The organism is Streptomyces sp. NPDC004051, from assembly GCF_053604275.1.
In genome coordinates, this window is sequence record NZ_JBSGHG010000038.1 from 25,634 (window position 1) to 51,952 (window position 26,319).

A 26,319-nucleotide genomic window follows, 5' to 3' on the forward strand; every position below is an offset into this window, starting at 1 on the left:
GAGGTCCGCCCGTCCGAGCGTCACCGCCGCCGTACCCGGGAGGCCTCTGTGCCCCGCACCGCCCTTCGCATCTGCCCGCTGTGCGAGGCCACCTGTGGCCTCACCCTCACCCTCGACGACGGACGCGTCACCGGCGCCCGGGGCGACCGTGACGACGTGTTCAGCAAGGGGTTCATCTGCCCCAAGGGCGCCTCCTTCCCCGCCTTGGACGCGGACCCCGACCGGCTGCGCACCCCTCTCGTCCGGGTCGACGGCGAGCTGCGCGAGGCCACCTGGGAGGAAGCGTTCGACGCGGTCGCCGCCGGTGTCCGGTCCGTCGTCGAGCGGTACGGCCCGCACTCCGTCGGAGTCGTCCTCGGCAACCCCAACGTGCACACCGTGGCCGGGGCCCTGTACCCGCCCGCCCTGATCGCCGGCCTCGGCACCCGCAGCCTCTTCACCGCCTCCACCCTCGACCAGATGCCCAAGCACGTCTCGAGCGGGCTCCTCTTCGGCGACGCCAACGCGATCCCCGTACCCGACCTGGACCGCACCGACCACCTGCTGCTGATCGGCGCCAACCCCCTGGAATCCAACGGGAGTCTGTGTACGGCACCCGACTTCCCCGGCCGCCTCCGAGCGCTCAGGGCCCGCGGCGGCACCCTTACCGTCATCGACCCGCGCCGCACCCGCACCGCCCGCCTCGCCGACCGGCACCTCGCCATCCGGCCCGGCACCGACGCCCTGCTGCTCGCCGCGATGACGTACGTACTCCTCACGGAGGACCTCGTCGACCTCGGGGAGTCGGCGCCCCATGTCCAAGGGGTCGACGAACTCGCCGACGCCGTCAAGGACTTCACCCCCGAGGCAGTGGCCCCCTGCTGCGATGTCGACGCGGACACCATCCGCACCCTCGCCCGCGAGCTCTCCTCCGCCCCCACCGCCGCCGTCTACGGCCGCATCGGCAGCTGCACCGTCCCGCACGGCACCCTGGCCGGCTGGCTCGTCGACGTCCTCAACACCCTCACCGGCAACCTCGACCGGCCCGGCGGCGTCCTCTTCCCGCTGGCCGCCACCGGCAGGGCCCCGCGCCCCGCCGGACCCGGCCGCGGGTTCGCCCTCGGACGCTGGCACTCCCGGGTGAGCCGCCACCCCGAGGCCAAGGGTGAACTGCCGCTGTCCGCCCTCGCCGAGGAGATCGACACCGCCACCGGTGAGGGCGAGCCGGTGCGCGCCCTCATCGCCGTCGCCGCCAACCCGGTCCTGTCCGCGCCCGACGGCGACCGCCTCGACAAGGCCCTCGGCTCACTCGACTTCATGGTCAGCGTCGACCCGTACCTCAACGAGACCTCCCGCCACGCCCACGTCGTCCTCCCGCCGCCCCCGCCCGCGCAGAGCCCGCACCACGACTTCGCCTTCAACGCCCTCGCCGTGCGCAACCAGGTCCGCTACACCCGCCCCGCGCTCCCACTGGAACCCGGCCGCATGGCGGAGACCGAGATCCTGGCCCGGCTCGTCCTCGCCGCCACCGGCGGGCACGGTGCCGATCCGGCGGCCGTCGACCGGCTGGTCGTCGACCGGACCCTCGGCAAGGCGGTGAACGACCCGCACTCCCCGGTGCACGGCCGCGACCCGGAGGAACTCGCGAAACTGCTCACCGGCGACGACGGACCCGAGCGGCGGCTGGACATGATGCTCCGTCTCGGCCCCTACGGCGACGGCTTCGGTGCCGAACCGGACGGCCTCACCCTGAACAGACTGCTCGCCCACCCGCACGGCATCGACCTCGGACCCCTGAGCCCCCGCCTTCCGCAGCCCCTGAGGACCCGCAGCGGCCGGGTGGAGCTGCTGCCGGAACCGATCGCCGCCGACCTGCCCCGGCTGCGCGCCGCCCTCGGCGAACGCCCCGCCGGGTTCGTCCTCGTCGGCCGCCGCCACCTGCGCTCCAACAACAGCTGGATGCACAACCTGCCCGCCCTCACCGGCGGCTCCAACCGGTGCACCCTGCAGATCCACCCCGACGACGCCGAACGCCTCGGCATCCGCGACGGCGGGCCGGTGCGGATCAAGGGTGCCGGGGGAGAGGTGACCGCGCCCGCCGAGGTGACCGACGGGATACGCCGGGGCGTGGTGAGCCTCCCGCACGGCTGGGGTCACGACCGGCCCGGCACCCGGCTGCGGCACGCCGGCACCGACCCCGGCGTCAACGTGAACCAGCTGCTCGACGGCAGCCTCCTCGACCCGCTGTCGGGCAACGCCGTACTCAACGGAGTGCCCGTCGAGGTCGCCCCCGGGACCGACCCGTGACGGGTCCGGTGACCGGCCCGGTGACCGAAGAGCGCGTCACGCCGACCTGGACGAAGCCGTGAACTGGAACTTCGCGCTTTCGGCTGGCGGGGCGAACGCGTCTGCCTCCGGAACGGCCGCCCGGCCCGGACGAGCGACACGGCCCGGACAAGTGACACGGACCCTCTGGCGCCAGGAAATTAGCATCGCTAGTTTATGTGGCGGACGTGGACCCCTGCCCCGAAGGAAGCGCGATGAAGGCATACGACGGCATGTACATCGACGGCGCCTGGCGCCCCGCCGCCGGCCCGGACGTGATCGAGGTCGTGGACCCGGCCGACGGGCAGGTGATCGCCACCGTCCCCGCGGGCACCGCCGAGGACGTGGACGCCGCCGTACGGGCGGCCCGCGCCGCCCTGCCTGCCTGGGCCGCGACGCCGCCCGCCGAGCGCGCCGCCCGCCTCGCCGCCCTCCGGGACGTGCTGGTGGCCCGGCAGGAGGAGATCGCCCGGACGGTGACGGCCGAGCTCGGTGCGCCACTGAAGCTCTCGCAGACCGTGCACGCGGGCGTGCCCGTGGCGGTGGCGGGCTCGTACGCGGAGCTGGCGGCGACGTACCCCTTCGAGGAGAGGACGGGCAACTCGACCGTCCTGCACGAGCCGGTCGGTGTGGTCGGCGCGATCACGCCCTGGAACTACCCCCTCCACCAGATCGTCGCGAAGGCCGCCCCGGCCCTCGCCGCCGGCTGCACGATCGTCGTCAAGCCCGCCGAGGACACCCCGCTGGTCGCCCGGCTCTTCGCGGAGGCGGTGCACGAGGCGGGGGTCCCGGCCGGCGTGTTCAACCTGATCACCGGCCTCGGCCCGGTGGCCGGCCAGGCCCTCGCCGAACACCCGGACGTCGACCTGGTCTCCTTCACCGGCTCCACCGCCGTCGGCCGCCGGATCGGCGCCGTCGCCGCGGGCGCGGTCAAGAAGGTCGCCCTCGAGCTGGGCGGCAAGTCCGCCAACGTGATCCTCCCCGGTGCCGATCTGGCCCGGGCGGTCAACGTCGGGGTCGCCAACGTGATGTCCAACTCCGGCCAGACGTGCAGCGCCTGGACCCGGATGCTGGTCCACCGCGACCAGTACGACGAGGCCGTCGAGCTCGCCGCGGCCGCCGCCGCGAAGTACGGCGACCGCATCGGCCCCCTCGTCAACGCCAAGCAGCAGGAACGCGTGCGCGGATACATCGAGAAGGGCGTCGCCGAGGGCGCGCGCCTGGTCGCCGGGGGCCCCGACGCCCCGCGGGAGAAGGGGTGCTTCGTCAGCCCCACCGTCTTCGCCGACGTCACCCCGGACATGACGATCGCCCAGGAGGAGATCTTCGGGCCCGTCCTGTCCGTCCTGCGCTACGAGGACGAGGAGGACGCCCTGCGCATCGCCAACGGCACCGTCTACGGACTCGCCGGCGCGGTCTGGGCCGGCGACGAGGCCGAAGCGGCGGCGTTCGCCCGGCGCATGGAGGCCGGCCAGGTCGACATCAACGGCGGCCGCTTCAACCCCCTCGCGCCGTTCGGCGGTTACAAGCAGTCGGGCGTGGGGCGCGAACTCGGCGTGCACGGGCTGACCGAGTACCTCCAGACCAAGTCCCTCCAGTTCTAGGGGAGTCGATCCACCATGTCCGTCCGCGCCGCCGTACTGTCCGCCGTCGACACCCCGTTGGAGACCACGGGGATCCACCTGCCCGAGCCCGGCCCCGGTCAGGTCCGGGTCCGGCTCGCCGCCGCCGGTGTCTGCCACTCCGACCTGTCCCTGACCGACGGCACCATGCGCCTCCCGGTCCCGGCCGTGCTCGGCCACGAGGGCGCCGGCACGGTCGTCTCCGTCGGCGAGGGCGTCACCCGGGTCGCCCCCGGCGACGGCGTGGTCCTCAACTGGGCGCCCTCCTGCGGAGCCTGCCCCGCCTGCGCACGCGGCGAGGTGTGGCTGTGCGCCGACGCCCTGAGCGGTGCCGCCCGGGTGCACGCCCACCGCGCCGACGACGGCACCCCGCTCCACCCCGGCCTGAACGTCGCCGCCTTCGCCGAGGAGACGGTGGTGCCCGCGTCCTGCGTCCTGCCCGCTCCGGACGGCGTCCCGCTCGCCGACGCCGCCCTGCTGGGGTGCGCCGTGCTCACCGGCTACGGCGCCGTCCACCACTGCGCGAGGGTCCGGCCGGGCGAGTCGGTCGCGGTGTTCGGCGCCGGGGGAGTGGGCCTGGCCGCCCTCCAGTCGGCCCGGATCGCCGGCGCGACGACGATCGTCGCGGTCGACGTCTCCCCGGCCAAGGAGGAACTGGCGCGCTCCGCCGGGGCGACCGACTACCTCGTCGCCTCGGACACCACGGCCCGCGAGATCCGCGCCCTCACCGGGAGACAGGGCGTGGACGCGGCCGTCGAATGCGTCGGCCGCGCCACCACCATCCGCGCCGCCTGGGACTCCACCCGGCGCGGCGGCCGTACCGCGGTCGTCGGCATCGGAGGCAAGGACCAGCAGGTCGCCTTCAACGCCCTGGAGATCTTCCACTGGGGCAGAACCCTGTCCGGCTGCGTCTACGGCAACTCCGACCCCGCCCGGGACCTCCCCGTCCTCGCCGGACACATCAGGGCGGGCCGTTTCGACCTGGGCGCCCTGGTGACGGAACGGATCACCCTGGACGGCATCCCGGCGGCCTTCGACACCATGTCGGCGGGCAGGGGCGGACGGGCCCTGGTGGTTTTCCCGGAGGCATGAGCAGCACAGGAGGCCCGCACACAAGGGGAGTGCGTGCCGGGCCTCGCGAGCCGGGCGCGCCCCTTGTGTGCGGATGTGTGCGGATGTGTGCGGAGCCCTAGGAGTCCCGTACCTGCTCGTACTGCTGGGCCAGGCCGTCCAGCAGGGCCGTCAGTCCGGTCTCGAAGGCCCGCTCGTCGATCTTCTCCTGTTTCTCGGCGAGCAGATGGGCCTGTCCGAGGTGGGGGTAGTCGGCGGGGTCGTAGGCGCCGGCGTCGTCCACGAAACCGCCGGCGAAGGAGCCGAGCGCCGAGCCCATGATGAAGTACCGCATCAGCGCGCCGATGGACGTGGCCTGCGCCGGCGGCCAGCCGGCCTCGACCATCGCGCCGTAGACCGCGTCGGCGAGCCGCAGTCCGGCCGGACGGCGGCCGGGGCCGCGCGCCATGACCGGCACGATGTTGGGGTGGTCGCGCAGTGCGGCGCGGTAGGAGACGGCCCAGTCGTGCAGCGCGGTCCGCCAGTCCCGGCCGTCCTCGAACATCGACAGGTCGACCAGCGCGCTCACCGAGTCGGCCACCGCCTCGAGGATCTCGTCCTTGGTGCGGAAGTGGTTGTAGAGCGAGGGCCCGCTGACCCCCAGTTGTGCGGCGAGCCGCCGTGTGGAGACGGCCGCGAGGCCCTCCGCGTCCACGAGCGCACGGGCCGTCTCGACGATCCGGTCGGGGCTGAGCAGGGGCTTGCGCGGTCGGGCCATGGCGCACATAGTAGGGCTGCAACGGAAAACTAGCAGTGCTAATCAGTTGGGGTGGCCGTCATGAACCTGGAGCTCAGCGAGGAGCACAGTGCCGTCCGGCGGCTCGCCCGGGACTTCGTCGAACGGGAGGTCGCCCCCCACGCCACGGCCTGGGACCGGGCCGAGGAGGTCGACCGAGGCATCGTGAAGAAGCTCGGCGAGCTCGGGTTCCTCGGGCTGACGATCGACGAGCGGTACGGGGGCTGCGGCGGCGACCACCTCGCGTACTGCCTGGTCACCGAGGAGCTGGGCCGCGGCGACTCCTCCGTGCGCGGGATCGTCTCCGTGTCCCTGGGGCTGGTCGCCAAGACGGTCGCCGCCTGGGGCGACGAGGAGCAGAAGCGGGCCTGGCTCCCGGGGCTCACCTCGGGCGCATACGTCGGCTGTTTCGGTCTCACCGAGCCGGGCACGGGTTCCGACGCCGGCGAGGTCTCCACCCGCGCGGTGCGCGACGGCGACCACTACGTCATCAGCGGCACCAAGATGTTCATCACCAACGGCACCTGGGCCGACGTGGTCCTGCTCTTCGCCCGTTCCACCGACGCCCCCGGCCACAAGGGGATGTCCGCCTTCCTCGTTCCCGCCGACACCCCCGGCCTGACGCGTCGTGCCCTGCACGGCAAGCTTGGTCTGCGCGGTCAGGCCACCGCCGAGCTGGTGCTGGAGGACGTGCGCGTGCCCGCGTCCGCGATGCTGGGCCCCGAGGGCAAGGGCTTCTCGGTCGCCATATCCGCCCTCGCCAAGGGGCGGATGTCGGTCGCGGCGGGCTGTGTCGGCATAGCCCAGGCCGCGCTCGACGCGGCCGTGCGGTACGCGGGCGAGCGCGAGCAGTTCGGGAAGACCATCGCCCACCACCAGCTCGTCCAGGAGCTGATCAGCGACATCGCCGTGGACGTCGACGCCGCACGGCTGCTGACCTGGCGGGTCGCGGACCTGATCGACCGCGGACGGCCGTTCGCCGTGGAGTCCTCCAAGGCCAAGCTCTTCGCCTCGGAGGCGGCCGTCCGCGCCGCGAACAACGCCCTCCAGGTCCACGGCGGTTACGGCTACATCGACGAGTACCCGGCGGGCAAGCTGCTGCGCGACGCCCGCGTCATGACCCTCTACGAGGGCACCAGCCAGATCCAGAAACTGGTCATCGGACGCGCCCTGACCGGGGTCTCGGCGTTCTGAGTACCACCTGAGTATCCGAGCGGATGTGGCCGCTGCCACATCCGCCGATTCTTGTCCCCATGAGCGACACACCGGTCAAGCAGCAGAGCACGGCCGCCTTCTACGGTCAGGCCGTGGCGTCCTTCGGAGTGGCCATGGGCGCCACCGCGGTCGGCATCCTCAACCTCGAGACCGACGTCTGGGTCCGTGCCTTCCTGGGCATCGCGGTCATGTACCTCGTCACCTCGGCCTTCACCCTGGCCAAGGTCATCCGTGACCGCCAGGAGGCCGGACAGATCGTGAACCGCGTCGACCAGGCCCGCCTGGAGAAGCTCCTCGCCGAACACGACCCGCTGCAGAAGCTCTGACACGGGACGTGCCGGGGCCCTTCGGGCAGACCGGCCCTAAGCGCCCGCTCACCCTTGCCGGTATGGTGTTACCCCTGTCGGTGAATGGGGTGAGCGATGAGTGCGGCGCAGGACACGGCCGGCGGTGAGGCGCAGCCGTGGGGCGAGGTCACGCCCGAAGCGGCCCGACGGCTGCTGCTCGCCGCCGTGGAGGCGTTCGCGGAGCGCGGCTACCACGCCACGACGACCCGCGACATCGCGGGCCGCGCCGGCATGAGCCCGGCCGCGCTCTACATCCACTACAAGACCAAGGAAGAGCTGCTCCACCGCATCAGCAGGATCGGCCACGAGAAGGCCGTGGACATCCTGCGCACCGCGGCCCGTGCCGAGGGCAGCCCGGCCGAACGGCTCGCCGAGGCGGTGAGCTCCTTCGTCCGCTGGCACGCCGGCGGGCGCACCACCGCGCGGGTCGTGCAGTACGAACTCGACTCGCTCGGTCCCGACGCCCGTGCCGAGATCACCACCCTGCGCCGGCAGGTCGACGCCGAGGTGCGCGGGATCATCGAGGAGGGCGTGCGCACGGGCGAGTTCGACGTCCCCGACGTGCGGGGCACCACCCGCGCCGTGCTCTCCCTCTGCGTCGACGTGGCACGCTGGTTCAACATCGACGGCGCCCGGACCCCCGAGGAGGTCGGCGCCCTCTACGCCGATCTCGTGCTGCGGATGGTCGGCGCCGACCGGACGGGCGCCGCTCAGAGGTAGTAGCGGGCCACCGACTCGGCCACGCACACCGGCTTCTCGCCGCCCTCGCGCTCCACGGTGAAGGCCGTGGTGACCTGGACGCCGCCCGCCACCTCGTCGACGGCGGTGACCTTCGCGGTGGCGCGCACCCGTGACCCGACGGGGACGGGTGCGGGGAAACGCACCTTGTTCGTGCCGTAGTTGACGCCCATCTTCACGCCCTCGACGGAGAGCAGCTGCGGGCCGAACAGCGGCAGCAGCGACAGCGTCAGGTAGCCGTGCGCGATGGTGGTGCCGAACGGCCCGGCCGCCGCCTTCTCCGGATCGACATGGATCCACTGGTGGTCGCCGGTGGCCTCGGCGAACAGGTCGATCCGCTTCTGGTCGACCTCCAGCCAGTCCGTGTACCCCAGTTGCTCGCCCACCGCCGCCTTCAGCTCGTCGACGGAGGTGAAGATTCTCGGCTCTGCCATGTCCCGGCCCTTCGCGTCACGTGATCGCACGCACCCACCCGCGCACGTCTGCCTAAGCGACTGCTTAGCATGGTCGGCCGTGCGGTCCTTGTCAACGGACCCGGGCCGTGCGGGGCGGGTAGGCTTCGAGGGGTGCCCCAGATTCCGGAGAAGATCCACGAGCTCACGGTCGGCCAGCTCTCCGCGCGCAGCGGCGCCGCCGTGTCGGCCCTGCACTTCTACGAGTCGAAGGGTCTGATCAGCAGCCGTCGCACCACGGGCAACCAGCGCCGCTACAGCCGTGACACCCTCCGCCGGGTGGCGTTCATCCGGGCCGCCCAGCGCGTCGGCATCCCGCTCGCGACGGTCCGCAGGGCGCTCGCCGAGCTCCCCCGGGAACGTACCCCCACCCGGGGCGACTGGGCGCATCTCTCCGAGGCCTGGCGCGCCGAACTGGACGAGCGCATCAAGCAGCTCAACCGGCTGCGCGACCACCTCACCGACTGCATCGGCTGCGGCTGCCTCTCGCTGGACACCTGCGTCCTGTCCAACCCGGACGACGTCTTCGGCGGACGCCTGACGGGCTCCCGACTGCTGCCCGAGAAACCTGAGAGACCCGGGAAACCCGAGAAGCCTGAGGAATCCGAGAGAGCCGGGAAATCCGAGAGACCGGAGAAACCTGAGAACGCAGCCGACGGGCGACCGGGCGGCCAGGCGGGCGGGGGCCGATCCGGGCGGGAGCCCGTATGACAGTGGGGGCGCGGCATCCCCGGCGCGCCCCCACACCCCTCAGGCCGACACCAGCAGCTTCGACCGCCTGGCGTCCGCCAGTGCTTCGGCGGTCAGGACGGGGCGCGGCACCAGGATCCCGCAGTCCGTGCAGACCGGGCCCGTCGACGGCTCGTGGTCCAGGTCGTACCGCCACATGAGCCGTTCCCCCCGGCACACGGGGCAGGCCGAACCCGGCTCTCGTTCCAGCGCGGCGATCAGCCGTCGCAGCACCTCGGCCAGCGGCTCACGCGGATGCACCCGCGGGTCGTCGCACCAGGCCACGCCGAAACCGCCCCAGGTCAGCCGGTGCCAGTCGTCCACGCTGCCCGGCCTGCGCAGGCCGTCGTGCTTCTCCTTCCTGCGGCGCTCGGCGAACCCGACCTCGTAGGACTGCCAGACCGCCCGGGCCTCCTCCAGTTCGTCCAGTGCGGCCACGAGCCGCGCCGGGTCGACGGAGCGGTCCTCGGGATCGAATCCGGCACGTGAGCACAGATGGTCCCAGGTAGCCCTGTGCCCGTACGGAGCGAACCGCTCGAGGCACTTGCGCAGCGAGTAGCGCCGCAGTGCCAGGTCGCACCGTGGATCTCGGACCTGTCTCGCCAGACTTCGGAAACCGGCCATCGTCCTGCACCTCCGTCACACCTGCACCTGTAATCCGGTCACTTCGGCGTCGTCGAACGGACGTCGTCGAATAGACGTATCGACACGCGGATCGGCTCCATCTTTTTTCGACGGCCCCCGGCGGGCGGTCACGGGACGGCCGTCGGTCGGCCGTGGTGAGTCACCGGTCAACTCCCGTGTCCGATGATTCAGTTGTGGTCCCGCGTGGTCATCCCCGGCGCCCCCGCGACGGAAAGTGACGCATGATCACTTTCCGTCGCGGGGGCGCCGGGGGCGGCGTTCCGCCCCGTCCCCGCCGGGAGGAGCCCCGTGCCGCGACGTGCCGCGCGTACCCCTCGACAGTCTGAGAACTCCCCACCGCCTCCACGGGTTCCTGAAGAACGCGGCGTTATGCGCGCCGATCGCCTCCCCGATCGCCCCGCTGTCCCCGGCGGACGCGGCCGAGGCGGCATCGCCGCAGGTGGCAGAGGTGAACGAGAGGCGGGTGGTGGCGTTCGGTCCGCTCGGGAGGCGGACGTCCGCGCGTCAGGGGTACAGCAGGTGCTCCCGGCGCATCCGCCGGAACGCCGCCAGTTCGTCCCGCCAGCCGGCCACGACCTCGTCCGTGTCCGCGCCCGCGTCGATCATCGTGCGCACGCGCGTGGAGCCGGTCAGCTTGTCGATCCAGTGGTCCGGCCGCCAGGCGAATCCGCTCCACGCCCGCTTGGCGGTGACCAGCAGCCCCACTCCGGTGCGTACCGGATCGAACGCGTCACGGTCGTGCACATGGAGCTGCACGCCCCCGACGGTCCTCCCCTGGAACTTGGAGAACGTGGGCGCGAAGTAGGCCTCACGGAACCGCACACCCGCCAGGCCGAGCCCGTTCGCCTCGGCCGCCCAGCGTCCGTCGATCCCCTCCGCGCCCAGCAGCTCGAACGGCCGGGTGGTCCCGCGCCCCTCGGACAGGTTGGTCCCCTCGAAGAGGCACGTCCCCGCGTACACCAGGGCCGTCTCGGGCGTCGGCATGTTGGGGCTGGGCGGTACCCACGGCAGCCCCGAGGCGTCGTAGAAGTCGGACCGCCGCCAGCCCGACATCCGTACCGTCTCCAGCCGCACCGGATCGGCCAGGAACTCCGCGTTGAACAACCGCGCCAGCTCCGCCACCGTCATCCCGTGCGCCTGCGAGATCGGCTGCCGCCCGACGAACGTCGCGAACTCCGGGTGCAGCACGGGCCCCAGCGCCGCCCGTCCGGTCACCGGGTTCGGCCGGTCGAGGACGACGAACCGCTTGTCCGCGAGCCGTGCCGCCTCCATGCAGTCGTAGAGCGTCCAGATGTAGGTGTAGAAGCGGGCGCCCACGTCCTGGATGTCGAAGACGACCGTGTCGACGCCGGACGCGGTGAAGACGTCGGCGAGGGGCCGGCCGCTCTTCAGGTACGTGTCGTAGACGGGCAGGCCGGTCGCCGGGTCGTCGTGGCGGCCCTCGGAGCCGCCCGCCTGCGCGGTGCCCCGGAAGCCGTGCTCGGGTCCGAACACGGCGGTCAGGTCCACACGGCCGTCGGCGTGCATGACGTCGACGATGTGCCGTACGTCCCGGGTGATGCCCGTCGGGTTGGTGACCACGCCGACGCGTCGGCCGTCGAGCAGCGCGTAACCGTCCGCCGCGAGCCGCTCGAAGCCGGTGCGCAGCCTCCGGCCCGCGGCGGGGGCCCGTCCGGGGACCGCGTGCGCCGGGACGGTGGTGGCCGCGGCGGCCGAGAGGGCGGCCGTGGTGGTGGCGAGCAGGCTCCGTCTGGACAGCTTCATACCGTGACCTCCGTGATCGCTGCGGGTGTCATGCTCACGCACGTTAACGCGCGTGAACCGCGCCGGGAACGAGCCGGGCCCGGCCGGTTCGCGTCTTCTTCTTCCGCCCGGCATACCGACCGGTTAGTCTGACGTGATGCGAGCGGCGTGACGGCGGCAACGCGGCGCGTCACCGCCGCGGCCGGGCCGGGAGCGCCGAGATCGCCGGAATCACCGGGAAGCAGAGCCGGCCGGGCAGGCGGTCGGCCGGTCGCGTCGAAGGAGTCCGATGGTGGAAGCCGTGCAGGGTGCGAAGGTGGTCGTCACGGGCGCCGGGGGCGGTATCGGGGCGGCGCTCGCCCGCCGCTTCGCCGACCAGGGAGCCGAGGTCGTCGTCAACGACCTGGACGCCGACCGCGTCAAGGCCGTGGCCGAGGAGATCGGCGGCATCGCGGTCCCGGGCGACGCGTCCCGCGTCGTCCCCGAGGCCTTGGACGCGCTCGGCGGCAGGATCGACGTCTACTGCGCCAACGCGGGCGTCGGCCGTGACGGAGGGGAGCCCGGCGAGCCGCTCGACGAACAGGGCTGGGCGCTCTCCTGGGACGTCAACGTCATGGCCCACGTCCGCGCGGCGCACGCGCTGCTCCCCGACTGGCTGGAACGCGGCAGCGGCCGTTTCGTCTCCACCGTCTCCGCCGCCGGACTGCTCACCATGATCGGCACCGCCCCCTACAGCGTCACCAAGCACGGCGCCTACGCCTTCGCCGAATGGCTCTCCCTGACGTACCGCCACCGTGGTGTGAAGGTCCACGCGATCTGCCCGCAGGGCGTGCGCACCGACATGCTCACCGACAGCGGCAGCGCGGGCGAGCTGGTGCTCAAGCCGACCGCGATCGAGCCCGAGGACGTGGCGGAGGCCCTGTTCCGCGGCATCGAGGAGGACCGCTTCCTGATCCTGCCGCACCCCGAGGTCGCCGAGTACTACCGGGCCCGCGGCGCCGACCCGGAGCGCTGGCTCGGCGGCATGAACCGCATCCAGCGGCACTGGGAGGCCACCCGGTGAGCCGCCGGGCCGGTCACGACCGGCCATGACCGCACACGAGCCCGCGCGGCGGCCGGAGATCCTGCCCGACGCGCCGCGGACGGCAGGTGGGAGGATCCCCGTCGGGGAACCGTTTTCCCCGACGCGGGACGGCCGGCGGCGCCGGCCGGCGACAGCGACCAGCGACGACGAACAGCGACAACGACACGGAAGGCAGGTGGCGGCAGTGCCCAGGACGACGGACGGTGACGGGCCCCCGGTGCCGCAGCGGCTCCTGGCCGCCGCCACCCGGCTCTTCGCCGAGCAGGGTTACGACCGCACCTCCGTACAGGAGATCGTCGAGGCGGCCGGTGTCACCAAGGGCGCGCTCTACCACTACTTCGGCTCCAAGGACGACCTGCTGCACGAGGTCTACGCGCGTGTGCTGCGCGTCCAGCAGGAACGCCTGGACTCCTACGCGAACGCCGACGAGCCGATCGAGAAGCGCCTGCGCGGCGCCGCGGCCGACGTGGTCGTCACGACGATCGAGAACCTGGACGACGCGTCGATCTTCTTCCGCTCCATGCACCACCTGAGCCCGGAGAAGAACAAGCAGGTACGGGCCGAGCGCCGCCGCTACCACGAGCGCTTCCGCGCCCTGATCGAGGAGGGCCAGGCGGCGGGCGTGTTCTCCACCGCGACCCCGGCCGACCTGGTGGTGGACTACCACTTCGGCTCCGTGCACCACCTGTCGACCTGGTACCGCCCCGACGGGCCCCTCACGCCGCAGCAGGTCGCCGATCACCTCGCCGACCTGCTGCTGCGCGCACTCCGCCCCTGAGGTCCCGGAGCTTCCTGCCTACAGGTACTTCTTCAGCTCCCGGCGCGCCAGCGACCGCTGGTGCACCTCGTCCGGGCCGTCGGCGATCATCAGCGTGCGGGCGCCGGCGTACAGCTCGGCCAGCGGGAAGTCCTGGCTGACCCCGCCGGCCCCGTACAGCTGGATGGCCCGGTCGAGGATGCCGACGACCGTGCGCGGGGTGGCGATCTTGATGGCCTGGATCTCGGTGTGGGCACCCCGGTTGCCCACGGTGTCCATCATCCAGGCCGTCTTCAGCACCAGCAGCCGCAGCTGCTCGACCGCGACCCGCGCGTCCGCGATCCAGTTCTGCACCACGCCCTGCTGGGCCAGTGGCTTGCCGAAGGCGTCACGGGACACGGCCCGCCGGCACATCAGCTCGATCGCCCGCTCGGCCATGCCGATCAACCGCATGCAGTGGTGGATCCGGCCGGGACCGAGCCGCGCCTGGGCGATGGCGAAACCGCCGCCCTGCTCACCGATCAGGTTCGCCGCCGGCACGCGCGCGCGGTCGAAGACCACCTCGGCGTGGCCGCCGTGGGAGTGGTCCTCGTAACCGAACACCTGCATGGCGCGCTCGATCGTGACGCCGGGCGTGTCACGGGGCACGAGGATCATCGACTGCTGGCGGCGGATGTCCGCCCCGTCCGGGTCGGTCTTGCCCATCACGATGAAGATCCTGCAGTCCGGGTGCATCGCCCCGGAGATGTACCACTTGCGGCCCGTGACGATGTACGAGTCGCCGTCCCGCTCGATGTGCGTGGTGATGTTGGTGGCGTCCGAGGAGGCCACCTCCGGCTCGGTCATCGCGAACGCCGAGCGGATCTCCCCCGCCAGCAGGGGCTCCAGCCACTGCTTCTTCTGCTGCTCGTCGCCGAACTGGGCCAGCACCTCCATGTTGCCGGTGTCGGGCGCCGCGCAGTTGGTGGCGGTGGGCGCCAGCTGCGGGGAACGGCCCGTGATCTCGGCGAGCGGGGCGTACTGGAGGTTGGTGAGGCCGGCGCCGTACGCGGAGTCGGGCAGGAACAGGTTCCACAGCCCCTGCCGGCGGGCCTCGGCCTTGAGGTCCTCCACCACGGGGACGGGGTCCCAGGGCGAGGCCAGCCCGGCGCGCTGCTCGTGGGCGACCTGCTCGGCCGGGTGGACGTACTCGTCCATGAAGGCGAGCAGCCTGGCGCGCAGCTCCTCGGTGCGCGCGTCGAACGCGAAGTCCATGTCCCGTCAGCCTTCCTGAAGAGTGGTCAGACCGTGCTCGATGAAGACGGGGACCAGATCGCCGATGCGGTCGAAACCGCGGCCGACCGTCTGGCCCAGCGTGTAGCGGTAGTGGATGCCCTCGAGGATCACGGCGAGCTTGAACCAGGCGAACGCCGTGTACCAGGACACCGCGGAGACGTCGCGCCCCGAGCGGGCGGCGTACCGCTCGATCAGTTCGGCGGGTGCCGGATGCCCGGGCGCCTCGGCCGTCGTGGAGACGGGGGAGTCGGGCATGGCCAGCGGCATGCTGTACATCACCAGCAGGCCGAGGTCGGTCAGCGGATCGCCGAGCGTGGACATCTCCCAGTCGAGGATCGCCTTGATCTCGTCGTCGTCCTCGCCGATCAGGACGTTGTCGAGGCGGTAGTCACCGTGCACCACGGCCGGCGCGGGGGAGCGGGGCAGCCTCCGCCCCAGCGCGGCGTGCAGTTCGTCGATCCCGGCCAGCTCCCGGTCGCGGGAGGCGTCCAACTGCTTGCCCCAGCGCCGCAGCTGCCGGTCCAGGAAGCCCTCGGGGCGGCCGAAGTCGGCCAGGCCCACCTCGCCGGGGTCCACCGCGTGCAGGTCGACGAGCGTGTCCACCAGGCCGAGCACGGCCCGGCGGGTGCGCTCCGGCCCCAGCGGCGCCAGCTGGTCCGCCGTCCGGTACGGGACGCCGTCGACGAACTCCATGACGTAGAAGGGCGCCCCGAGCACCTCCTCGTCCTCGCACAGCAGCTCGGTGCGGGGCACCGGCACGGCGGTCGGGTGCAGCGCGCTGATCACCCGGTGCTCACGCCTCATGTCGTGCGCGGTGGCCAGCACGTGCCCGAGCGGTGGGCGCCGCACCACCCACCGCGCGGTGCCGTCGGAGAGCGCGTAGGTGAGGTTCGACCGGCCGCCCTCGATCAGCCGGCCGGAGAGCGGGCCGTTCACCAGCCCGGGGCGCTCCCGCTCGAGCAGGGCACTCAGCCGGTCGAGATCCAGTCCGGGCGGGTGGTCGGGGCTCATTCTCGCTCCTACGGGCAGGTGACGGTACCCGACACATGATGCCGACCGGTCGGTATGTCGTCCAGGGGGTGAGCGAAACGTGACCGGATCCACGCCTCCTCCACCGCACGCGCACACGACGCACCCGTTCGGCCATTCGGCTTGCACGACGGGAGACGACGCCGGAGGGTCTACTCCATGAAAGCGATCACTTATGCGCGATACGGCGGCCCCGAGGTGCTCGAGTACGGGGAGGTCGACGACCCCCGGGTCGGCCCGGACTCGGTCCTCGTGAAGGTGCGGGCGGCGGCCGTCAACCCCGTCGACTGGAAGTGCCGCGAGGGCTATCTCGACCCGGTCCTGGCCCCGGTGTTCCCGGTGATCCCCGGCTGGGACGTCTCGGGTGTGGTCGTACGGCCCGGCGCCGCGGTCCCCGAGTTCGCCGCGGGCGACGAGGTCATCGGCTATGTGCGCGAGGACTTCCTCTCCCGCGGCACCTTCGCCGAGTACGTGGCCGCCCCGGTGCGGGCCCTCGCGCGCAAGCCGCGCAACCTGTCCTTCGAGGAAGCCGCCGGACTGCCCCTCGCCGGACTCACCGCCTACCAGGTGCTGTACAGGGCCCTCGAGGTGAAACGGGCCGAGACCGTCCTGGTGCACGCCGCGGCCGGCGGCGTCGGCTCTTTCGCCGTCCAGCTCGCCGTACACCTCGGCGCCCGGGTCATCGGTACGGCGAGCGAGCACAACCACGACTTCGTCCGCGAGCTGGGCGGGGAACCGGTGTCCTACGGCGACGGCCTCGCCGAGCGGGTGCGGGGGCTCGCCCCCGAAGGCGTGGACGCGGTGTTCGACACGGTCGGCGGCGACGCCCTGAAGGTCTCGGCCAACCTCCTGGCCCCCGAGGGCCGGCTCGCGTCGATCGCCGACAACGAGGTGGTGGGCTACGGAGGCCGTTACTGCTTCGTCCGGCCCGATCCCCGGGATCTCGGCCACCTGTCCGAACTGGCGGAACAGGGCGCGGTGAGCGTGCACGTCTCGGAGACGTTCCCGCTGGAACGCACGGCGGACGCCCACCGGCTGAACCAGGAGGGCCGGACCAGGGGCAAGATCGTGGTCACCGTGGGCGGGGAGCCGGAGGACCGGTGAGGCCGCCTTCCGGAAGCCACGTCACCGACCTCGGGGGACCGCGCGCCTAACTCCGGTCCAGCAGGACGAGGGCCGCCCCGGACGCGGCCAGGGCCCCGGTGCAGAGCACCGCCACGGTGAGCCGCCGGGGGGAGGGCGCGGCCGGGGCGGCCGTGGCCGCGAGGGCGTGGATCCGGCGGTGGGCGACCAGGAGGAACCCCAGCCAGCAGGCGCAGCACAGCGCACACAGGATCACCCCGGCGGCCGACACCCCACCCTGCAGCGCCATGCGCACCGCGAGCACGGACGCGACGGTGCACGCGAGGGTCGTACGCCGCCACGCGAGCCGGGTCCGCTCGGGCTGCAGCCCGGGGTCCCGGGGCGCCGGGGCCCCGGCCGGCCCGCTCACCCCCTCCACCCGACGAGCACCACGACGACCATCGCGACGGCGACGACGGCGACGACGAGACTCAGCAGCACCGGGAACCGGGACACCGGCAGGTCCTCACCGCGCCGCATGGCCCGCTCGCAGCGCACCCAGTGGTCGACCGCGCGCAGTGCGCACAGCACCCCGGCGGCGAGCAGCGTCAGCGCGAGCCCGACCCGCCAGCCCCAGCGCAGGTCCGGCAGGAACTGGTCCACCGCGAAGCCGCCGCCGATCAGCGCGAGGGCGGTGCGCAGCCAGGCCAGGAACGTACGCTCATTGGCCAGCGAGAACCGGTAGTCGGGCGTCTCCCCCTCCTGCCGCACGTCCTCGGGCGCGAACCAGAGCCGGACGTTCCGTACGAAGTCGATCACGCCGCGACCCTACCGGGACGCCCTGCCCGGACAGCCCCCTGCCCGGACGGCCCTGAGCCGTTCGTACGCGGCCAGACTGTCCGGTGTCCACGTCCACTCGGTCCGCTCGGTTCCCTTGTCCCCCTCGCCCTCCTTCTCCCCCTTGTTGCCCTTGTCCCCCTTGCTCAGACGCCGCTCCAGCTCCGCCTCGGTCAGGAAGGCGTGCCAGGCCACCTCCTCGGCCTGAGGACGTACGGGCTGCTCGCAGCGGACCTCGTACACCGCGGACCACCAGGTCCGGCCGGCGCCGTCGTCGTACAGGAACTTGAAGAGGTACTCGGGGCGCGGCAGCCCGGACACGCCCAGTTCCTCCTCGGCCTCACGCAGGGCCGCCTCGTCGTAGCTCTCCCCGGCGCCCACGACCCCGCCGACGAACATGTCGTACAGGGAGGGGAAGACCAGCTTGGTCGCGGTGCGGCGGTGCACGAAGATCCGGCCCTCGGCGTCCCTGACCAGGACGAACGCGCAACGGTGCCGCAGTTTCCGGGCATAGGCCTCCCCGCGCGGGGACCGGCCGGTCACCCGGTCCTCCTCGTCCACGATGTCGAGGATCTCGTCGGCGGCACGTGCGGGCCCGTCAGCGGCACTCATGCACCCCATCCAAGCAGGCCCCACCGTCCGCGGCGGGCGCGGCCGCCGCGGACTCCGCCCCGCCGGAGGGGCATGGGCCCGGCCGCCGGATCCCGAGTGACCTGACCGTGACGCCGGTTGACGCGTGTAACGACCCGGGCGCCCTTGACGTCAACTGTTGGCTGCCGGTTTGCTGTCCGTGATCGACCCATGGCTATCGGCAGCCGACCACTGCCGTACCGACCGACCGTCCGTCCGACATGGGCCGAGCCACGAGAAGAGCGCGTGAGGAAGTCCGCGGTGTCCCCACCCCCGCCTCCCCTCGGCCGTGCCCGCAGACGCGCGGCACAGGCCTTCGACGAGGCCCTCGACGACGAGGAACTCGTCGCCGCGCGGGCCGCGCTGGCGCAAGGCCGGTGGCAGAACGCCCGCTCACTGCTCGTCCGTACGGGGGACGACTGGGACCGCCGCGGCCACCGGATCACCGTGCTCGCCCGGGAGCCCTCCTGCGCCGCCTGGGTCCGCGACTGGCTGCTCGCCGAGCCCGACTCCGGGAACGCGTCGGTCCTGCTCGCCCTGGCCGGGGTGAGGCGCGCCCTGCGCGGCAAGGAGAAGGCGGACCGCGCGCGCGAGGCGTGCCACCAGGCGGCCGCGGCGTTACCCGCCGACCCCACCCCGTGGCTCGGTCTGCTGCTGCTGGAGTGCGCCCGGGGCGCCGAGGGCGAGGTGGTGCGGACCTTCGAACAGGTCCGCACCCGGTACGCGGACCACCACCACGCCCACCACCTGGTGGTCGCCTGGCTCGCCGAACGCCGCGTGGAGACGGGCCCGGACCCGCTGCACGAGGTCTACGACTTCGCCAACTGGTCCGCCGAACAGGCGCCCGCCGACTCCCCCCTGGCGATGCTGCCGGTCATCGCGCACGCCGAGCGCTACCGCGCACTCGCCGCCGCCGGCCACGAGCGCGCCGACCCGGCCACCTCCGGCCACTGGGTGGGCCGCCGTGCCCGGCAGGTGATGAAGGCCGCCTTCGACTGGTGGCTGGAGTGGGAGCACGAAGGCCATCCGCGCCGCCTGATCGACCTGAACTTCCTCGCCCACGCCAAGGTCTGCGAGGGCCGGGGCGCCGAGGCCGCCGCCCTGTTCCACCGCATCGGCGACAAGGCCACCCCGGCCCCCTGGTCGTACCCCGACCGCGACCCGCTCACCGCCTTCCGCGCCGCACGGGCCGCCGCCCTCGGCACCGGATGAACCCGCACGAGCCCGATCCGGCCCGACCACCACGCCCGACAACCGCGCGACCACCACGCCCGACCACCACTTCCGACCCAAGGACGGTCTTCCGATGACCACGGACAGTTCGAGCCCGAGCAGAGCCGCAGCGGACGGCATCAGCACCTTCAAGGGCCAGGAGCGCGCCCTGCGCGCCGACCGCCTCGGCACGGGCGGCCTGCTGCTCTCGGTACTCGCCGCGACCGCCCCGCTCATGGTGGTCGCGGGTGTCATGCCCACCACATTCGCGGTGATGGGCATCGTCGGCCAGCCCCTGCTCTTCGTGGTCCTCGGCACCGTGCTGGTGCTGTTCAGCCTCGGCTACGCCGAGATGAGCCGGCACGTCCACAACGCCGGCGCCTTCTACGCGTACATCTCCCGCGGCCTCGGCGGCACCGCCGGCGCGGGCGCCGCCATGGTCGCGCTGGTCGCCTACAACGCGCTCCAGGTCGGCATCTACGGCATCTTCGGCTTCGAGGTCTCCGGGCTCTTCGCCACCTACGCCGACCTGGAGGTCGCCTGGTGGATACCGGCGCTCGCGGCCGCGGTCGCCGTCGGCGCGCTGGGCTGGTTGAAGATCGACGTCAACGCGCGCGTGCTCGGCGTCCTGCTGGTCATCGAGGTGCTCCTGGTCGTCGTCTTCGACATCGCCGCCATCGCCGACCCCGGCAAGGAAGGGCTGTCCCTGCACGCCTTCGACCCGGACACCCTCACCGGCGCCGGCGTGGGCACCGCCCTGTGCTTCTGCATCGCCGCCTTCCTCGGCTTCGAACAGGCCCCGGTCTACGCGGAGGAGACCAGCCGGCCGCACATCCTGGTGCCCCGGGTGATGTTCCTCGCGGTCACCGGCGTCGCCGTCTTCTTCGCGATCAGCAGCTGGGCGCTCACCGTGGCCACCGGCCCCGCCGACATCGTCGCCACCTCGCAGGAGCAGAGCGCGGGACTGCTCTTCCACCTGACCGAGGCCCGGCTCGGCGGAACCTTCACGGACGTCCTGCACGTCCTCTTCGTGACCGGCATGTTCGCCGCACTGCTCAGCTTCCACAACGTCGTCGCCCGGTACGCCTTCGCCATGGGCCGCGAGGGCCTACTGCCCGGCGCCTTCGGCCGCACCACCGGCACCAGCGGAGCCCCCGGCACCGGTTCGCTGCTCCAGACGGGCATCGCCGTGGTGCTCGTCCTCGTCTTCGCACTCACCGACGACAAACCGACCGGCGACCCGACCGCGCCCGTCCTGCACCTGTTCACCTGGGGCGGCAACATCGGCGCCCTCGGCGTGATCGTGCTGATGGCGATCGCCTCGCTGTCCGTCGTCGTCTTCTTCGTCCGCCGCGGCGCCGCCGGCGCCCAGGCCTGGCGGCTGGTCACCTCGGCGCTGGCGGGTCTCGCCCTGGTCGTGATCGCCGGCTACACCGTCAAGGACTTCGACGTGCTCGTCGGGGCCGGCCCCGGCTCCGCGCTGAGCCGGCTGCTGCCGGGCGTCATCGGGCTGGCCCTCGTCGCCGGCCTGGTCCAGGGCCTGGTCCTGCGCGCCCGCGCCCCCGAGGTCCACGCCCGCATCGGGCTCGGCAACGAGGCCTTCCAACTGGACAAGGAGGCCGAACGCGGCGCATAGGACGGGCGGGCGACGTACGTCCGAGGAAACGCGTCGGCCCCGGCGGGTCCGTGGACCCGCCGGGGCCGTGCCAGGAAGGCGGTGGCCGAAAGGGCTCAGGAGGCGAAGTCCAGCAGCACCTTGCAGGACCGGCTCCGGTCCGCGGCGAGCGTGAACGCCGACTCCGCGTCCCGTACCGGCACGACCGCGCTGACCAGGTCGTCGAACGACGGCTCGGCCGCGAGCAGGTCGAGCGCCGCGTCGAACTCGGTGTCGAAGCGGAACGCCCCGCGCAGCTCGATCTCCCGGCTCACCACCAGGTTGCCCGCGAACGGGCTCTGCCCCGCCGGGAGCATGCCGAGCTGCACGACGACCCCGCTCCGCCGCACGCGCTGCAGACAGGCTTCCAGCCCCGCCGCCACGCCGGACGCCTCGATCGCCACGTCCACCTCCGCCGGCCACCCGGCGTCGTCCGGGTCGTCGGCGCGCACGAGGGTGTCGGCGCCCGCGGCCCGCGCGTACTCCAGCGCCTTCGGCAGCAGATCGGTGACGGTCACCTTCGCCGCCCCGGCCGCCTTCGCCGCCGCCACGACCAGGCAGCCGATGGGCCCGGCCCCGGTGACCAGCACATGGCGGCCGGCCACCTCCCCGGCCCGTCGCACCGCGTGCAGGGCGACGGACAGCGGCTCGGCGAGAGCCGCCCGCCGCAGCTCCAGCCCGGCGGGAAGCGGGCGCAGCTGCTCGGCGGGGACGACGATCCGCGCCGCGAAACCGCCCTGCACGTGCGGGAAGCGCGCCGCGCTGCCCAGGTACCGGGTGTCCCGGCACACGTTGCGCCGCCCGTCCACGCACTCGGGGCACACCCCGCACGGGGTGGCCGGGTGCACGGCGACGGCCGTGCCGGCGGCCGGACCCGAGGCCCCGTCACCGTACGAGACGACGGTGCCGACGACCTCGTGCCCGAGCAGCATCGGCTCCCGGAGCCGGAAGTCGCCCACCCCGCCGTGCCGCCAGTAGTGCAGGTCGGAACCGCACACCCCGCCGTACCGGACGGCGACCAGCGCCTGCCCCGGGCCGGGAGCCGGCACCGCCTGCTCCTCGACCCGCAGGTCGCCCTGACCGTGAATCACACAACCGAGCATCTCCGCCACCTCTTTCACAGCACGCTCGTCATGCCGCCGTCGACGTACAGCACCTGCCCGCCGACGAAGTCGGCCGCGGGAGAGGCGAGGAACAGCAGCCCGCCCACCAGGTCCTCGGTACGCCCCCAGCGCCCGGCGGGCGTCCGCCCCCGCACCCAGGAGCTGAACTCCTCGTTCTGCACCAGCGGTTCGGTCAGCTCGGTCTCGATGTAGCCGGGGCCGAGCCCGTTGACCTGGACCCCGTGCGGGCCCCAGTCCGCGCACATGCCCTTGGTGAGCATCTTCAGCGCGCCCTTGGTGGCCGCGTACGGCGCGATGCCGGGGCGGACCACCTCGCTCTGCAGCGAGCAGATGTTGATGATCTTCCCGTGGCCGCGTTCCGTCATCCCGCGGGCGACCTCCCGGCCGACCAGGAACGCGCTGGTGAGGTTGGTGTCGAGGATGCGGTGCCAGTCGGCGTCGGTGAACTCGAGCAGCGGGGCGCGCACCTGCATGCCCGCGTTGTTGACCAGGATGTCGAGCGGGCCCACCCGCTCCTCCACGTCCGCGATGCCCGAGGCCACCGAGGAGCTGTCGGTCACGTCGAACACGGCCGTGTGGACGTCGCCCGGCAGTTCGGCCGCGACCTCGGCGAGGCGTTCGCCGTCCCGCCCGTTGAGCACGACCCTGCAGCCCGCCTCGAGCAGTCCGCGGGCGAGAGCGAGTCCGATGCCCCGGCTGGATCCGGTCACCAGGGCCGTGCGGCCGCTGATGTCGAACAGGGAATGAGCCGTCATTTCTCCGTACCCCTATATGACGAGCGAGAGCAGCAGGACCAGACCACCGGCGACCACCGAGATGATCGTCTCCATGACCGACCACGTCTTGATGGTCTGGCCGACGCTCAGGCCGAAGTACTCCTTCACCAGCCAGAAGCCGGCGTCGTTGACGTGGCTGAAGAAGATCGAGCCGGCGCCGATGGCGAGGACCAGCAGGGCGGCGTGCGTGGTCGACAGGTCGGCCGCGAGCGGCGCGACGAGGCCGGCCGCCGAGATGGTGGCCACGGTCGCCGAACCGGTCGCCAGCCGGATCGCCACCGCGATCAGCCAGCCCAGCAGCAGCGTCGGGATCGACCAGTCCTTGGAGATGTCCATGATCATCTGGCCCACGCCGGAGTCGATCAGCGTCTGCTTGAAGCCGCCGCCCGCGCCGACGATCAGCAGCATGCCCGCGATCGGGGCGAGCCCCTTCTCGACCAGCTGCGAGATCCGGTCCTTGCTGAACCCGGCGGGCATGCCCAGCGTGAAGATGCCGACGAGCACGGAGAGGAGCAGGGCCATCATCGGGGAGCCGATGACGTTGAAGACGCGCTGGACGCCGTTCTCCGGGTCGTCGATGACGATCTCGACCAGGGCCCTGCCCAGCATCAGCACGACCGGCAGCAGGATGGTGAACAGGGTCGGCCCGAAGCCGGGGCGCTTCTCCAGATCCTCGGAGGCGCGCTGGGGGATCATCCGGTCGGGAACCTGGGCGTCCACCCAGCGGTCGGCGTACTTGGCGAACAGCGGACCGGCGATGACCACCGTCGGGATGGCGATGAGCACACCGAGCGCCAGCGTCACACCGAGGTTGGCGCTGAGCGCGTCGATGGCGACCAGCGGGCCGGGGTGCGGCGGGACCAGACCGTGCATCACGGACAGACCGGCGAGCGCCGGGATACCGATGCGCATCAGGGAGAAGTTGCCGCGCTTGGCGACTATCAGCACGACCGGGATCAGCAGGACGACGCCGACCTCGAAGAACAGCGGCAGACCGATCACCGAGGCGATCAGCACCATGGCCCAGGGCATGGTGCGGCCCTTCGCCTTGGCGAGGATGGTGTCGACGATCTGGTCGGCACCACCGGAGTCGGCGAGCATCTTGCCCAGGATCGCCCCGAGTGCGATGAGCACGCCGACACCGGCGACGGTGGAGCCGAGTCCGGCACTGAAGCTGGAGATGGCCTTGTCCAGCGGCGCCCCTGCGAACGCGCCGAGCGCCAGTGACCCGATGGTCAGTGCCAGGAAGGCGTGCAACTTGTACTTGGTGATGAGCAGGACGATGACGGCGATGCCCGCCAGGACGGCGATGCCCAGCTGAGCGTGGCCGGCCGAGGTGATCGGCTCGGGTACGTCCGCTGCCAGCATCTCGACACTGAGTCTGGTCACGGTGGATCCCTTGTCAGTACGGGGAGTTGGAGAAAAAACCGGGGCGACGGGGGCGCGCCCCGGGGGAATGTGGGGTCCGGGGCGGGACCTACGGAGCCGGCTCGGAGAGGCCCTCGAGGGCGGTGAGCGCCCGCTCGGTGATCTCCTGCGGGCTGCCCGTCACGTCCACGGCGATCCCCACCTCGTCCGGCTCCAGCGGCTGGAGCGTGGCGAACTGGGAGTCGAGCAGGGCCGTGGGCATGAAGTGCCCCTCGCGGTGCGACATCCGGTCCTCGATGAGCGCGCGGTCACCGGTGAGGTGCACGAAGACCACGCCGGGCGCGGCGGCCCGCAGCCGGTCGCGGTACGAGCGCTTCAGCGCCGAGCAGCTGACGACCCCTCCGAGACCGACCCGCCCGCGGGCCCAGCCGCCGATGGCGTCCAGCCAGGGCAGTCGGTCCTCGTCGGTGAGCGGGGTACCGGCCGACATCTTGGCGATGTTTGCTTCCGGGTGGAACTCGTCGGCCTCGGCGTACGGGACGTCGAGCCGGGCCGCGAGCAGGGGACCGATGGTGGTCTTGCCGGTGCCGGCGACGCCCATGACCACGACGACATGGGGGGTGTTCATCGCTGCCTCACTGTCTTATGTCTTCGTTGACACGTGATGTCGGGGCAACTGAAACCTATTGGTAAGACAAATACAAGAGCGTGTGACGCAAACGTCTGACTTTTCGCTTCTGTGATCCGCCCCGTACTCTGTGTCCATGAGCGCAACGGGCCGGGGACTGCACGGCCGTGTACTGGACACCCTCGGCCCCGAGATCACCGCAGGCGAATACCCGCCGGGCAGCGTCCTGCGCACCGACGAGCTCGCACAGCGCTTCGACGTGTCGCGCTCCGTGATGCGCGAGGTGGTCCGCGTGCTGGAGTCCATGCACCTGGTCGAGTCCCGGCGCCGCGTCGGCGTGACGGTCCTCCCGACCTGCGAGTGGAACGTCTACGATCCCCAGGTCATCCGCTGGCGCCTGGCCGGCGCGGACCGCCCCCGGCAACTGCGCTCCCTCACGGTGCTGCGCTCGGCGATCGAACCGGTCGCGGCGGGCCTGGCCGCCCGCCATGCCACCGCCGAGCAGTGCGCCGAGCTCACCGAGTGCGCCATCGGCATGGTCGCCAACTCGCGTGGTCACAAGCTGGATGCGTACCTCGTCCACGACATGGCCTTCCACCGCGTGATCCTCACCGCGTCCGGCAACGAGATGTTCGCCCGCCTCGGCGACGTCGTCGCCGAGGTGCTGGCCGGCCGCACGCACCACGACGTGATGTTCGACGACCCCGACCCGGCCGCCGTCACCCTGCACGTCCAGGTCGCCGAGGCGGTCCGCGAGCGCGACGCCGCCCGCGCGGAGGAGCTGACCCGTCAGATCACGGTCGGCGCACTCGAGGAACTGGACATCCTGGCACCCTGAGTGACGTCAGCTCAGGAAATCCCCGTCGACGTACACCCACGCCCCGCCGACCCGCTCGAACCGGCTGCGCTCGTGCAGTGAGCCACCCCGGTAGGACGCCCGGAAGGTCACCGTCCCGGTGGAGTGGAAGGCGGACCCGCCGTCGGTGTCCAGGATCTCCAGCCCGGTCCACCGCATCCCCGGATCCAGGTCGACCCGCTCCGGCCGCGTCCGCGGATGCCAGGTCCGCAGCAGGTAACCGGCGTCCAGCCGCACGAAGGCGCAGTACCGCGACCGCATGAGCTTCTCGGCGGTCGGCGCGGCGGCTGTCCCCGCGTGGAAGCGGCCGCAGCACGCCTCGTAGGTCTCGGGGAGCCCGCAGGGGCAGGAACGCGTGGTCATGTCGGCCATTCTGTCCTGTCGCC

General features: G+C 72.3%; 27 protein-coding genes. 13 read left to right on the forward strand and 14 right to left on the reverse strand.

Features of this window, described 5'->3' with window-relative positions; translation table 11 throughout:
* The first annotated feature begins 48 nt into the window (after window positions 1-48).
* From ACWEQO_RS28735 to ACWEQO_RS28745, 3 genes are all read left to right on the forward strand, one after another.
* Window positions 49-2,286: a molybdopterin oxidoreductase family protein gene (locus ACWEQO_RS28735; RefSeq protein WP_452985759.1), complete on the forward strand. Its 2,238-nt coding sequence runs from the start codon at window positions 49-51 to the stop codon at window positions 2,284-2,286.
* Window positions 2,287-2,519: 233 nt separating this feature from the next.
* The gene (locus ACWEQO_RS28740) at window positions 2,520-3,908 is read left to right on the forward strand and encodes an aldehyde dehydrogenase family protein (RefSeq protein ID WP_452985760.1); all 1,389 of its coding nucleotides are present in this window, start codon (window positions 2,520-2,522) and stop codon (window positions 3,906-3,908) included.
* A 15-nt stretch (window positions 3,909-3,923) separates the two neighbouring features.
* A complete protein-coding gene (locus ACWEQO_RS28745; protein ID WP_361459832.1) occupies window positions 3,924-5,018 on the forward strand; it encodes a Zn-dependent alcohol dehydrogenase in 1,095 nt (364 codons plus the stop codon).
* Between the two features lie 97 nt (window positions 5,019-5,115).
* Here ACWEQO_RS28745 and ACWEQO_RS28750 read toward each other — a convergent pair whose 3' ends face one another.
* Entirely contained in the window at window positions 5,116-5,754 is a 639-nt protein-coding gene (locus ACWEQO_RS28750) for a TetR/AcrR family transcriptional regulator (protein WP_452985761.1), read from the reverse strand.
* A 60-nt stretch (window positions 5,755-5,814) separates the two neighbouring features.
* Between ACWEQO_RS28750 and ACWEQO_RS28755 the strand changes: the two genes are divergently transcribed.
* The 3 genes from ACWEQO_RS28755 to ACWEQO_RS28765 all read left to right on the forward strand — a co-directional run bounded on the left by ACWEQO_RS28755 (window position 5,815) and on the right by ACWEQO_RS28765 (window position 8,054).
* Entirely contained in the window at window positions 5,815-6,966 is a 1,152-nt protein-coding gene (locus tag ACWEQO_RS28755; protein WP_452985762.1) for an acyl-CoA dehydrogenase family protein, read from the forward strand.
* A 59-nt stretch (window positions 6,967-7,025) separates the two neighbouring features.
* Window positions 7,026-7,313: a YiaA/YiaB family inner membrane protein gene (locus ACWEQO_RS28760; RefSeq protein WP_279336875.1), complete on the forward strand. Its 288-nt coding sequence runs from the start codon at window positions 7,026-7,028 to the stop codon at window positions 7,311-7,313.
* A gap of 96 nt (window positions 7,314-7,409) precedes the next feature.
* Window positions 7,410-8,054 carry a TetR/AcrR family transcriptional regulator gene (locus ACWEQO_RS28765; protein ID WP_361459835.1) on the forward strand — a complete coding sequence of 215 codons (645 nt, stop codon included), beginning with the start codon at window positions 7,410-7,412 and terminating at the stop codon, window positions 8,052-8,054.
* On the opposite strand, the gene ACWEQO_RS28770 is transcribed toward ACWEQO_RS28765, so the two are convergent.
* Window positions 8,045-8,506 (reverse strand): MaoC family dehydratase, encoded by a 462-nt coding sequence (locus ACWEQO_RS28770; RefSeq protein ID WP_361459836.1) that lies wholly within the window; start codon window positions 8,504-8,506, stop codon window positions 8,045-8,047. The two genes, ACWEQO_RS28765 and ACWEQO_RS28770, sit on opposite strands and share 10 nt — an antisense overlap.
* Window positions 8,507-8,638: 132 nt before the next feature.
* On the opposite strand from ACWEQO_RS28770, the gene soxR reads away from it, so the two are divergent.
* Entirely contained in the window at window positions 8,639-9,235 is a 597-nt protein-coding gene (gene soxR / locus ACWEQO_RS28775; RefSeq protein ID WP_361459837.1) for a redox-sensitive transcriptional activator SoxR, read from the forward strand.
* A 39-nt stretch (window positions 9,236-9,274) separates the two neighbouring features.
* Here soxR and ACWEQO_RS28780 read toward each other — a convergent pair whose 3' ends face one another.
* Window positions 9,275-9,877 carry a hypothetical protein gene (locus ACWEQO_RS28780; RefSeq protein ID WP_361459838.1) on the reverse strand — a complete coding sequence of 201 codons (603 nt, stop codon included), beginning with the start codon at window positions 9,875-9,877 and terminating at the stop codon, window positions 9,275-9,277.
* A 525-nt stretch (window positions 9,878-10,402) separates the two neighbouring features.
* On the reverse strand, window positions 10,403-11,662 hold the full coding sequence (locus ACWEQO_RS28785) for an exo-beta-N-acetylmuramidase NamZ family protein (RefSeq protein ID WP_452985763.1): 1,260 nt from the start codon (window positions 11,660-11,662) through the stop codon (window positions 10,403-10,405).
* A 268-nt stretch (window positions 11,663-11,930) separates the two neighbouring features.
* Between ACWEQO_RS28785 and ACWEQO_RS28790 the strand changes: the two genes are divergently transcribed.
* Together ACWEQO_RS28790 and ACWEQO_RS28795 are read left to right on the forward strand one after the other, a co-directional pair.
* Entirely contained in the window at window positions 11,931-12,704 is a 774-nt protein-coding gene (locus ACWEQO_RS28790) for an SDR family oxidoreductase (protein WP_452985764.1), read from the forward strand.
* A gap of 205 nt (window positions 12,705-12,909) precedes the next feature.
* On the forward strand, window positions 12,910-13,503 hold the full coding sequence (locus tag ACWEQO_RS28795) for a TetR/AcrR family transcriptional regulator (protein WP_452985765.1): 594 nt from the start codon (window positions 12,910-12,912) through the stop codon (window positions 13,501-13,503).
* 18 nt (window positions 13,504-13,521) lie between these two features.
* On the opposite strand, the gene ACWEQO_RS28800 is transcribed toward ACWEQO_RS28795, so the two are convergent.
* Complete coding sequence (locus ACWEQO_RS28800; protein WP_452985766.1) at window positions 13,522-14,736, reverse strand: acyl-CoA dehydrogenase family protein; 1,215 nt, start codon at window positions 14,734-14,736, stop codon at window positions 13,522-13,524.
* 6 nt (window positions 14,737-14,742) lie between these two features.
* Window positions 14,743-15,768: a phosphotransferase family protein gene (locus ACWEQO_RS28805; RefSeq protein ID WP_452985767.1), complete on the reverse strand. Its 1,026-nt coding sequence runs from the start codon at window positions 15,766-15,768 to the stop codon at window positions 14,743-14,745.
* A 177-nt stretch (window positions 15,769-15,945) separates the two neighbouring features.
* Here ACWEQO_RS28805 and ACWEQO_RS28810 point away from each other — a divergent pair, with 177 nt between their 5' ends.
* On the forward strand, window positions 15,946-16,890 hold the full coding sequence (locus ACWEQO_RS28810) for an NADP-dependent oxidoreductase (protein ID WP_452985768.1): 945 nt from the start codon (window positions 15,946-15,948) through the stop codon (window positions 16,888-16,890).
* 46 nt (window positions 16,891-16,936) lie between these two features.
* On the opposite strand, the gene ACWEQO_RS28815 is transcribed toward ACWEQO_RS28810, so the two are convergent.
* Genes ACWEQO_RS28815 through ACWEQO_RS28825 form a run of 3 tightly spaced genes read right to left on the reverse strand, consistent with a single transcriptional unit; the run spans window position 16,937 to window position 18,297 of the window.
* Window positions 16,937-17,278, reverse strand: coding sequence for a DUF202 domain-containing protein (locus ACWEQO_RS28815; RefSeq protein ID WP_452985769.1), 342 nt, complete (start codon window positions 17,276-17,278; stop codon window positions 16,937-16,939).
* Entirely contained in the window at window positions 17,275-17,667 is a 393-nt protein-coding gene (locus tag ACWEQO_RS28820; protein WP_361459846.1) for a YidH family protein, read from the reverse strand. Before ACWEQO_RS28820 ends, ACWEQO_RS28815 begins: the two co-directional genes overlap by 4 nt.
* A 9-nt stretch (window positions 17,668-17,676) precedes the next feature.
* Window positions 17,677-18,297, reverse strand: a complete 621-nt coding sequence (locus ACWEQO_RS28825) for an NUDIX domain-containing protein (protein WP_452985770.1) — start codon at window positions 18,295-18,297, stop codon at window positions 17,677-17,679.
* A 279-nt stretch (window positions 18,298-18,576) separates the two neighbouring features.
* Between ACWEQO_RS28825 and ACWEQO_RS28830 the strand changes: the two genes are divergently transcribed.
* Window positions 18,577-19,527, forward strand: a complete 951-nt coding sequence (locus ACWEQO_RS28830) for a hypothetical protein (protein WP_452985771.1) — start codon at window positions 18,577-18,579, stop codon at window positions 19,525-19,527.
* 94 nt (window positions 19,528-19,621) lie between these two features.
* Entirely contained in the window at window positions 19,622-21,163 is a 1,542-nt protein-coding gene (locus ACWEQO_RS28835; RefSeq protein WP_452985772.1) for an APC family permease, read from the forward strand.
* A 95-nt stretch (window positions 21,164-21,258) separates the two neighbouring features.
* Here ACWEQO_RS28835 and ACWEQO_RS28840 read toward each other — a convergent pair whose 3' ends face one another.
* The 4 genes from ACWEQO_RS28840 to ACWEQO_RS28855 all read right to left on the reverse strand — a co-directional run bounded on the left by ACWEQO_RS28840 (window position 21,259) and on the right by ACWEQO_RS28855 (window position 25,077).
* Window positions 21,259-22,284, reverse strand: coding sequence for an L-idonate 5-dehydrogenase (locus ACWEQO_RS28840; protein ID WP_361459850.1), 1,026 nt, complete (start codon window positions 22,282-22,284; stop codon window positions 21,259-21,261).
* Window positions 22,285-22,298: 14 nt separating this feature from the next.
* Window positions 22,299-23,060 carry an SDR family oxidoreductase gene (locus ACWEQO_RS28845; protein ID WP_452985773.1) on the reverse strand — a complete coding sequence of 254 codons (762 nt, stop codon included), beginning with the start codon at window positions 23,058-23,060 and terminating at the stop codon, window positions 22,299-22,301.
* A 12-nt stretch (window positions 23,061-23,072) separates the two neighbouring features.
* Window positions 23,073-24,470 (reverse strand): GntT/GntP/DsdX family permease, encoded by a 1,398-nt coding sequence (locus tag ACWEQO_RS28850; protein WP_361459852.1) that lies wholly within the window; start codon window positions 24,468-24,470, stop codon window positions 23,073-23,075.
* 88 nt (window positions 24,471-24,558) lie between these two features.
* Complete coding sequence (locus ACWEQO_RS28855) at window positions 24,559-25,077, reverse strand: gluconokinase (RefSeq protein ID WP_361459853.1); 519 nt, start codon at window positions 25,075-25,077, stop codon at window positions 24,559-24,561.
* A 136-nt stretch (window positions 25,078-25,213) separates the two neighbouring features.
* Between ACWEQO_RS28855 and ACWEQO_RS28860 the strand changes: the two genes are divergently transcribed.
* Window positions 25,214-25,915: a FadR/GntR family transcriptional regulator gene (locus tag ACWEQO_RS28860; RefSeq protein WP_361459854.1), complete on the forward strand. Its 702-nt coding sequence runs from the start codon at window positions 25,214-25,216 to the stop codon at window positions 25,913-25,915.
* A gap of 6 nt (window positions 25,916-25,921) precedes the next feature.
* On the opposite strand, the gene ACWEQO_RS28865 is transcribed toward ACWEQO_RS28860, so the two are convergent.
* Window positions 25,922-26,296: a YchJ family protein gene (locus ACWEQO_RS28865; RefSeq protein ID WP_452985774.1), complete on the reverse strand. Its 375-nt coding sequence runs from the start codon at window positions 26,294-26,296 to the stop codon at window positions 25,922-25,924.
* Between the last annotated feature and the right edge of the window lie 23 nt (window positions 26,297-26,319).

Bases quoted from the DNA above. Each gene is read 5' to 3' on its own strand.
- ACWEQO_RS28855 (WP_361459853.1), bottom strand. From the start codon at position 25,077: ATGAACACCCCCCATGTCGTCGTGGTCATGGGCGTCGCCGGCACCGGC.
- ACWEQO_RS28755 (WP_452985762.1), top strand. From the start codon at position 5,815: ATGAACCTGGAGCTCAGCGAGGAGCACAGTGCCGTCCGGCGGCTCGCC.
- ACWEQO_RS28860 (WP_361459854.1), top strand. From the start codon at position 25,214: ATGAGCGCAACGGGCCGGGGACTGCACGGCCGTGTACTGGACACCCTC.
- ACWEQO_RS28770 (WP_361459836.1), bottom strand. From the start codon at position 8,506: ATGGCAGAGCCGAGAATCTTCACCTCCGTCGACGAGCTGAAGGCGGCG.
- ACWEQO_RS28810 (WP_452985768.1), top strand. From the start codon at position 15,946: ATGAAAGCGATCACTTATGCGCGATACGGCGGCCCCGAGGTGCTCGAG.
- ACWEQO_RS28750 (WP_452985761.1), bottom strand. From the start codon at position 5,754: ATGGCCCGACCGCGCAAGCCCCTGCTCAGCCCCGACCGGATCGTCGAG.
- ACWEQO_RS28785 (WP_452985763.1), bottom strand. From the start codon at position 11,662: ATGAAGCTGTCCAGACGGAGCCTGCTCGCCACCACCACGGCCGCCCTC.
- ACWEQO_RS28760 (WP_279336875.1), top strand. From the start codon at position 7,026: ATGAGCGACACACCGGTCAAGCAGCAGAGCACGGCCGCCTTCTACGGT.
- ACWEQO_RS28780 (WP_361459838.1), bottom strand. From the start codon at position 9,877: ATGGCCGGTTTCCGAAGTCTGGCGAGACAGGTCCGAGATCCACGGTGC.
- ACWEQO_RS28765 (WP_361459835.1), top strand. From the start codon at position 7,410: ATGAGTGCGGCGCAGGACACGGCCGGCGGTGAGGCGCAGCCGTGGGGC.
- ACWEQO_RS28740 (WP_452985760.1), top strand. From the start codon at position 2,520: ATGAAGGCATACGACGGCATGTACATCGACGGCGCCTGGCGCCCCGCC.
- ACWEQO_RS28825 (WP_452985770.1), bottom strand. From the start codon at position 18,297: ATGAGTGCCGCTGACGGGCCCGCACGTGCCGCCGACGAGATCCTCGAC.
- ACWEQO_RS28805 (WP_452985767.1), bottom strand. From the start codon at position 15,768: ATGAGCCCCGACCACCCGCCCGGACTGGATCTCGACCGGCTGAGTGCC.
- ACWEQO_RS28845 (WP_452985773.1), bottom strand. From the start codon at position 23,060: ATGACGGCTCATTCCCTGTTCGACATCAGCGGCCGCACGGCCCTGGTG.
- ACWEQO_RS28835 (WP_452985772.1), top strand. From the start codon at position 19,622: ATGACCACGGACAGTTCGAGCCCGAGCAGAGCCGCAGCGGACGGCATC.
- ACWEQO_RS28840 (WP_361459850.1), bottom strand. From the start codon at position 22,284: ATGCTCGGTTGTGTGATTCACGGTCAGGGCGACCTGCGGGTCGAGGAG.
- ACWEQO_RS28865 (WP_452985774.1), bottom strand. From the start codon at position 26,296: ATGACCACGCGTTCCTGCCCCTGCGGGCTCCCCGAGACCTACGAGGCG.
- ACWEQO_RS28790 (WP_452985764.1), top strand. From the start codon at position 11,931: ATGGTGGAAGCCGTGCAGGGTGCGAAGGTGGTCGTCACGGGCGCCGGG.
- ACWEQO_RS28745 (WP_361459832.1), top strand. From the start codon at position 3,924: ATGTCCGTCCGCGCCGCCGTACTGTCCGCCGTCGACACCCCGTTGGAG.
- ACWEQO_RS28800 (WP_452985766.1), bottom strand. From the start codon at position 14,736: ATGGACTTCGCGTTCGACGCGCGCACCGAGGAGCTGCGCGCCAGGCTG.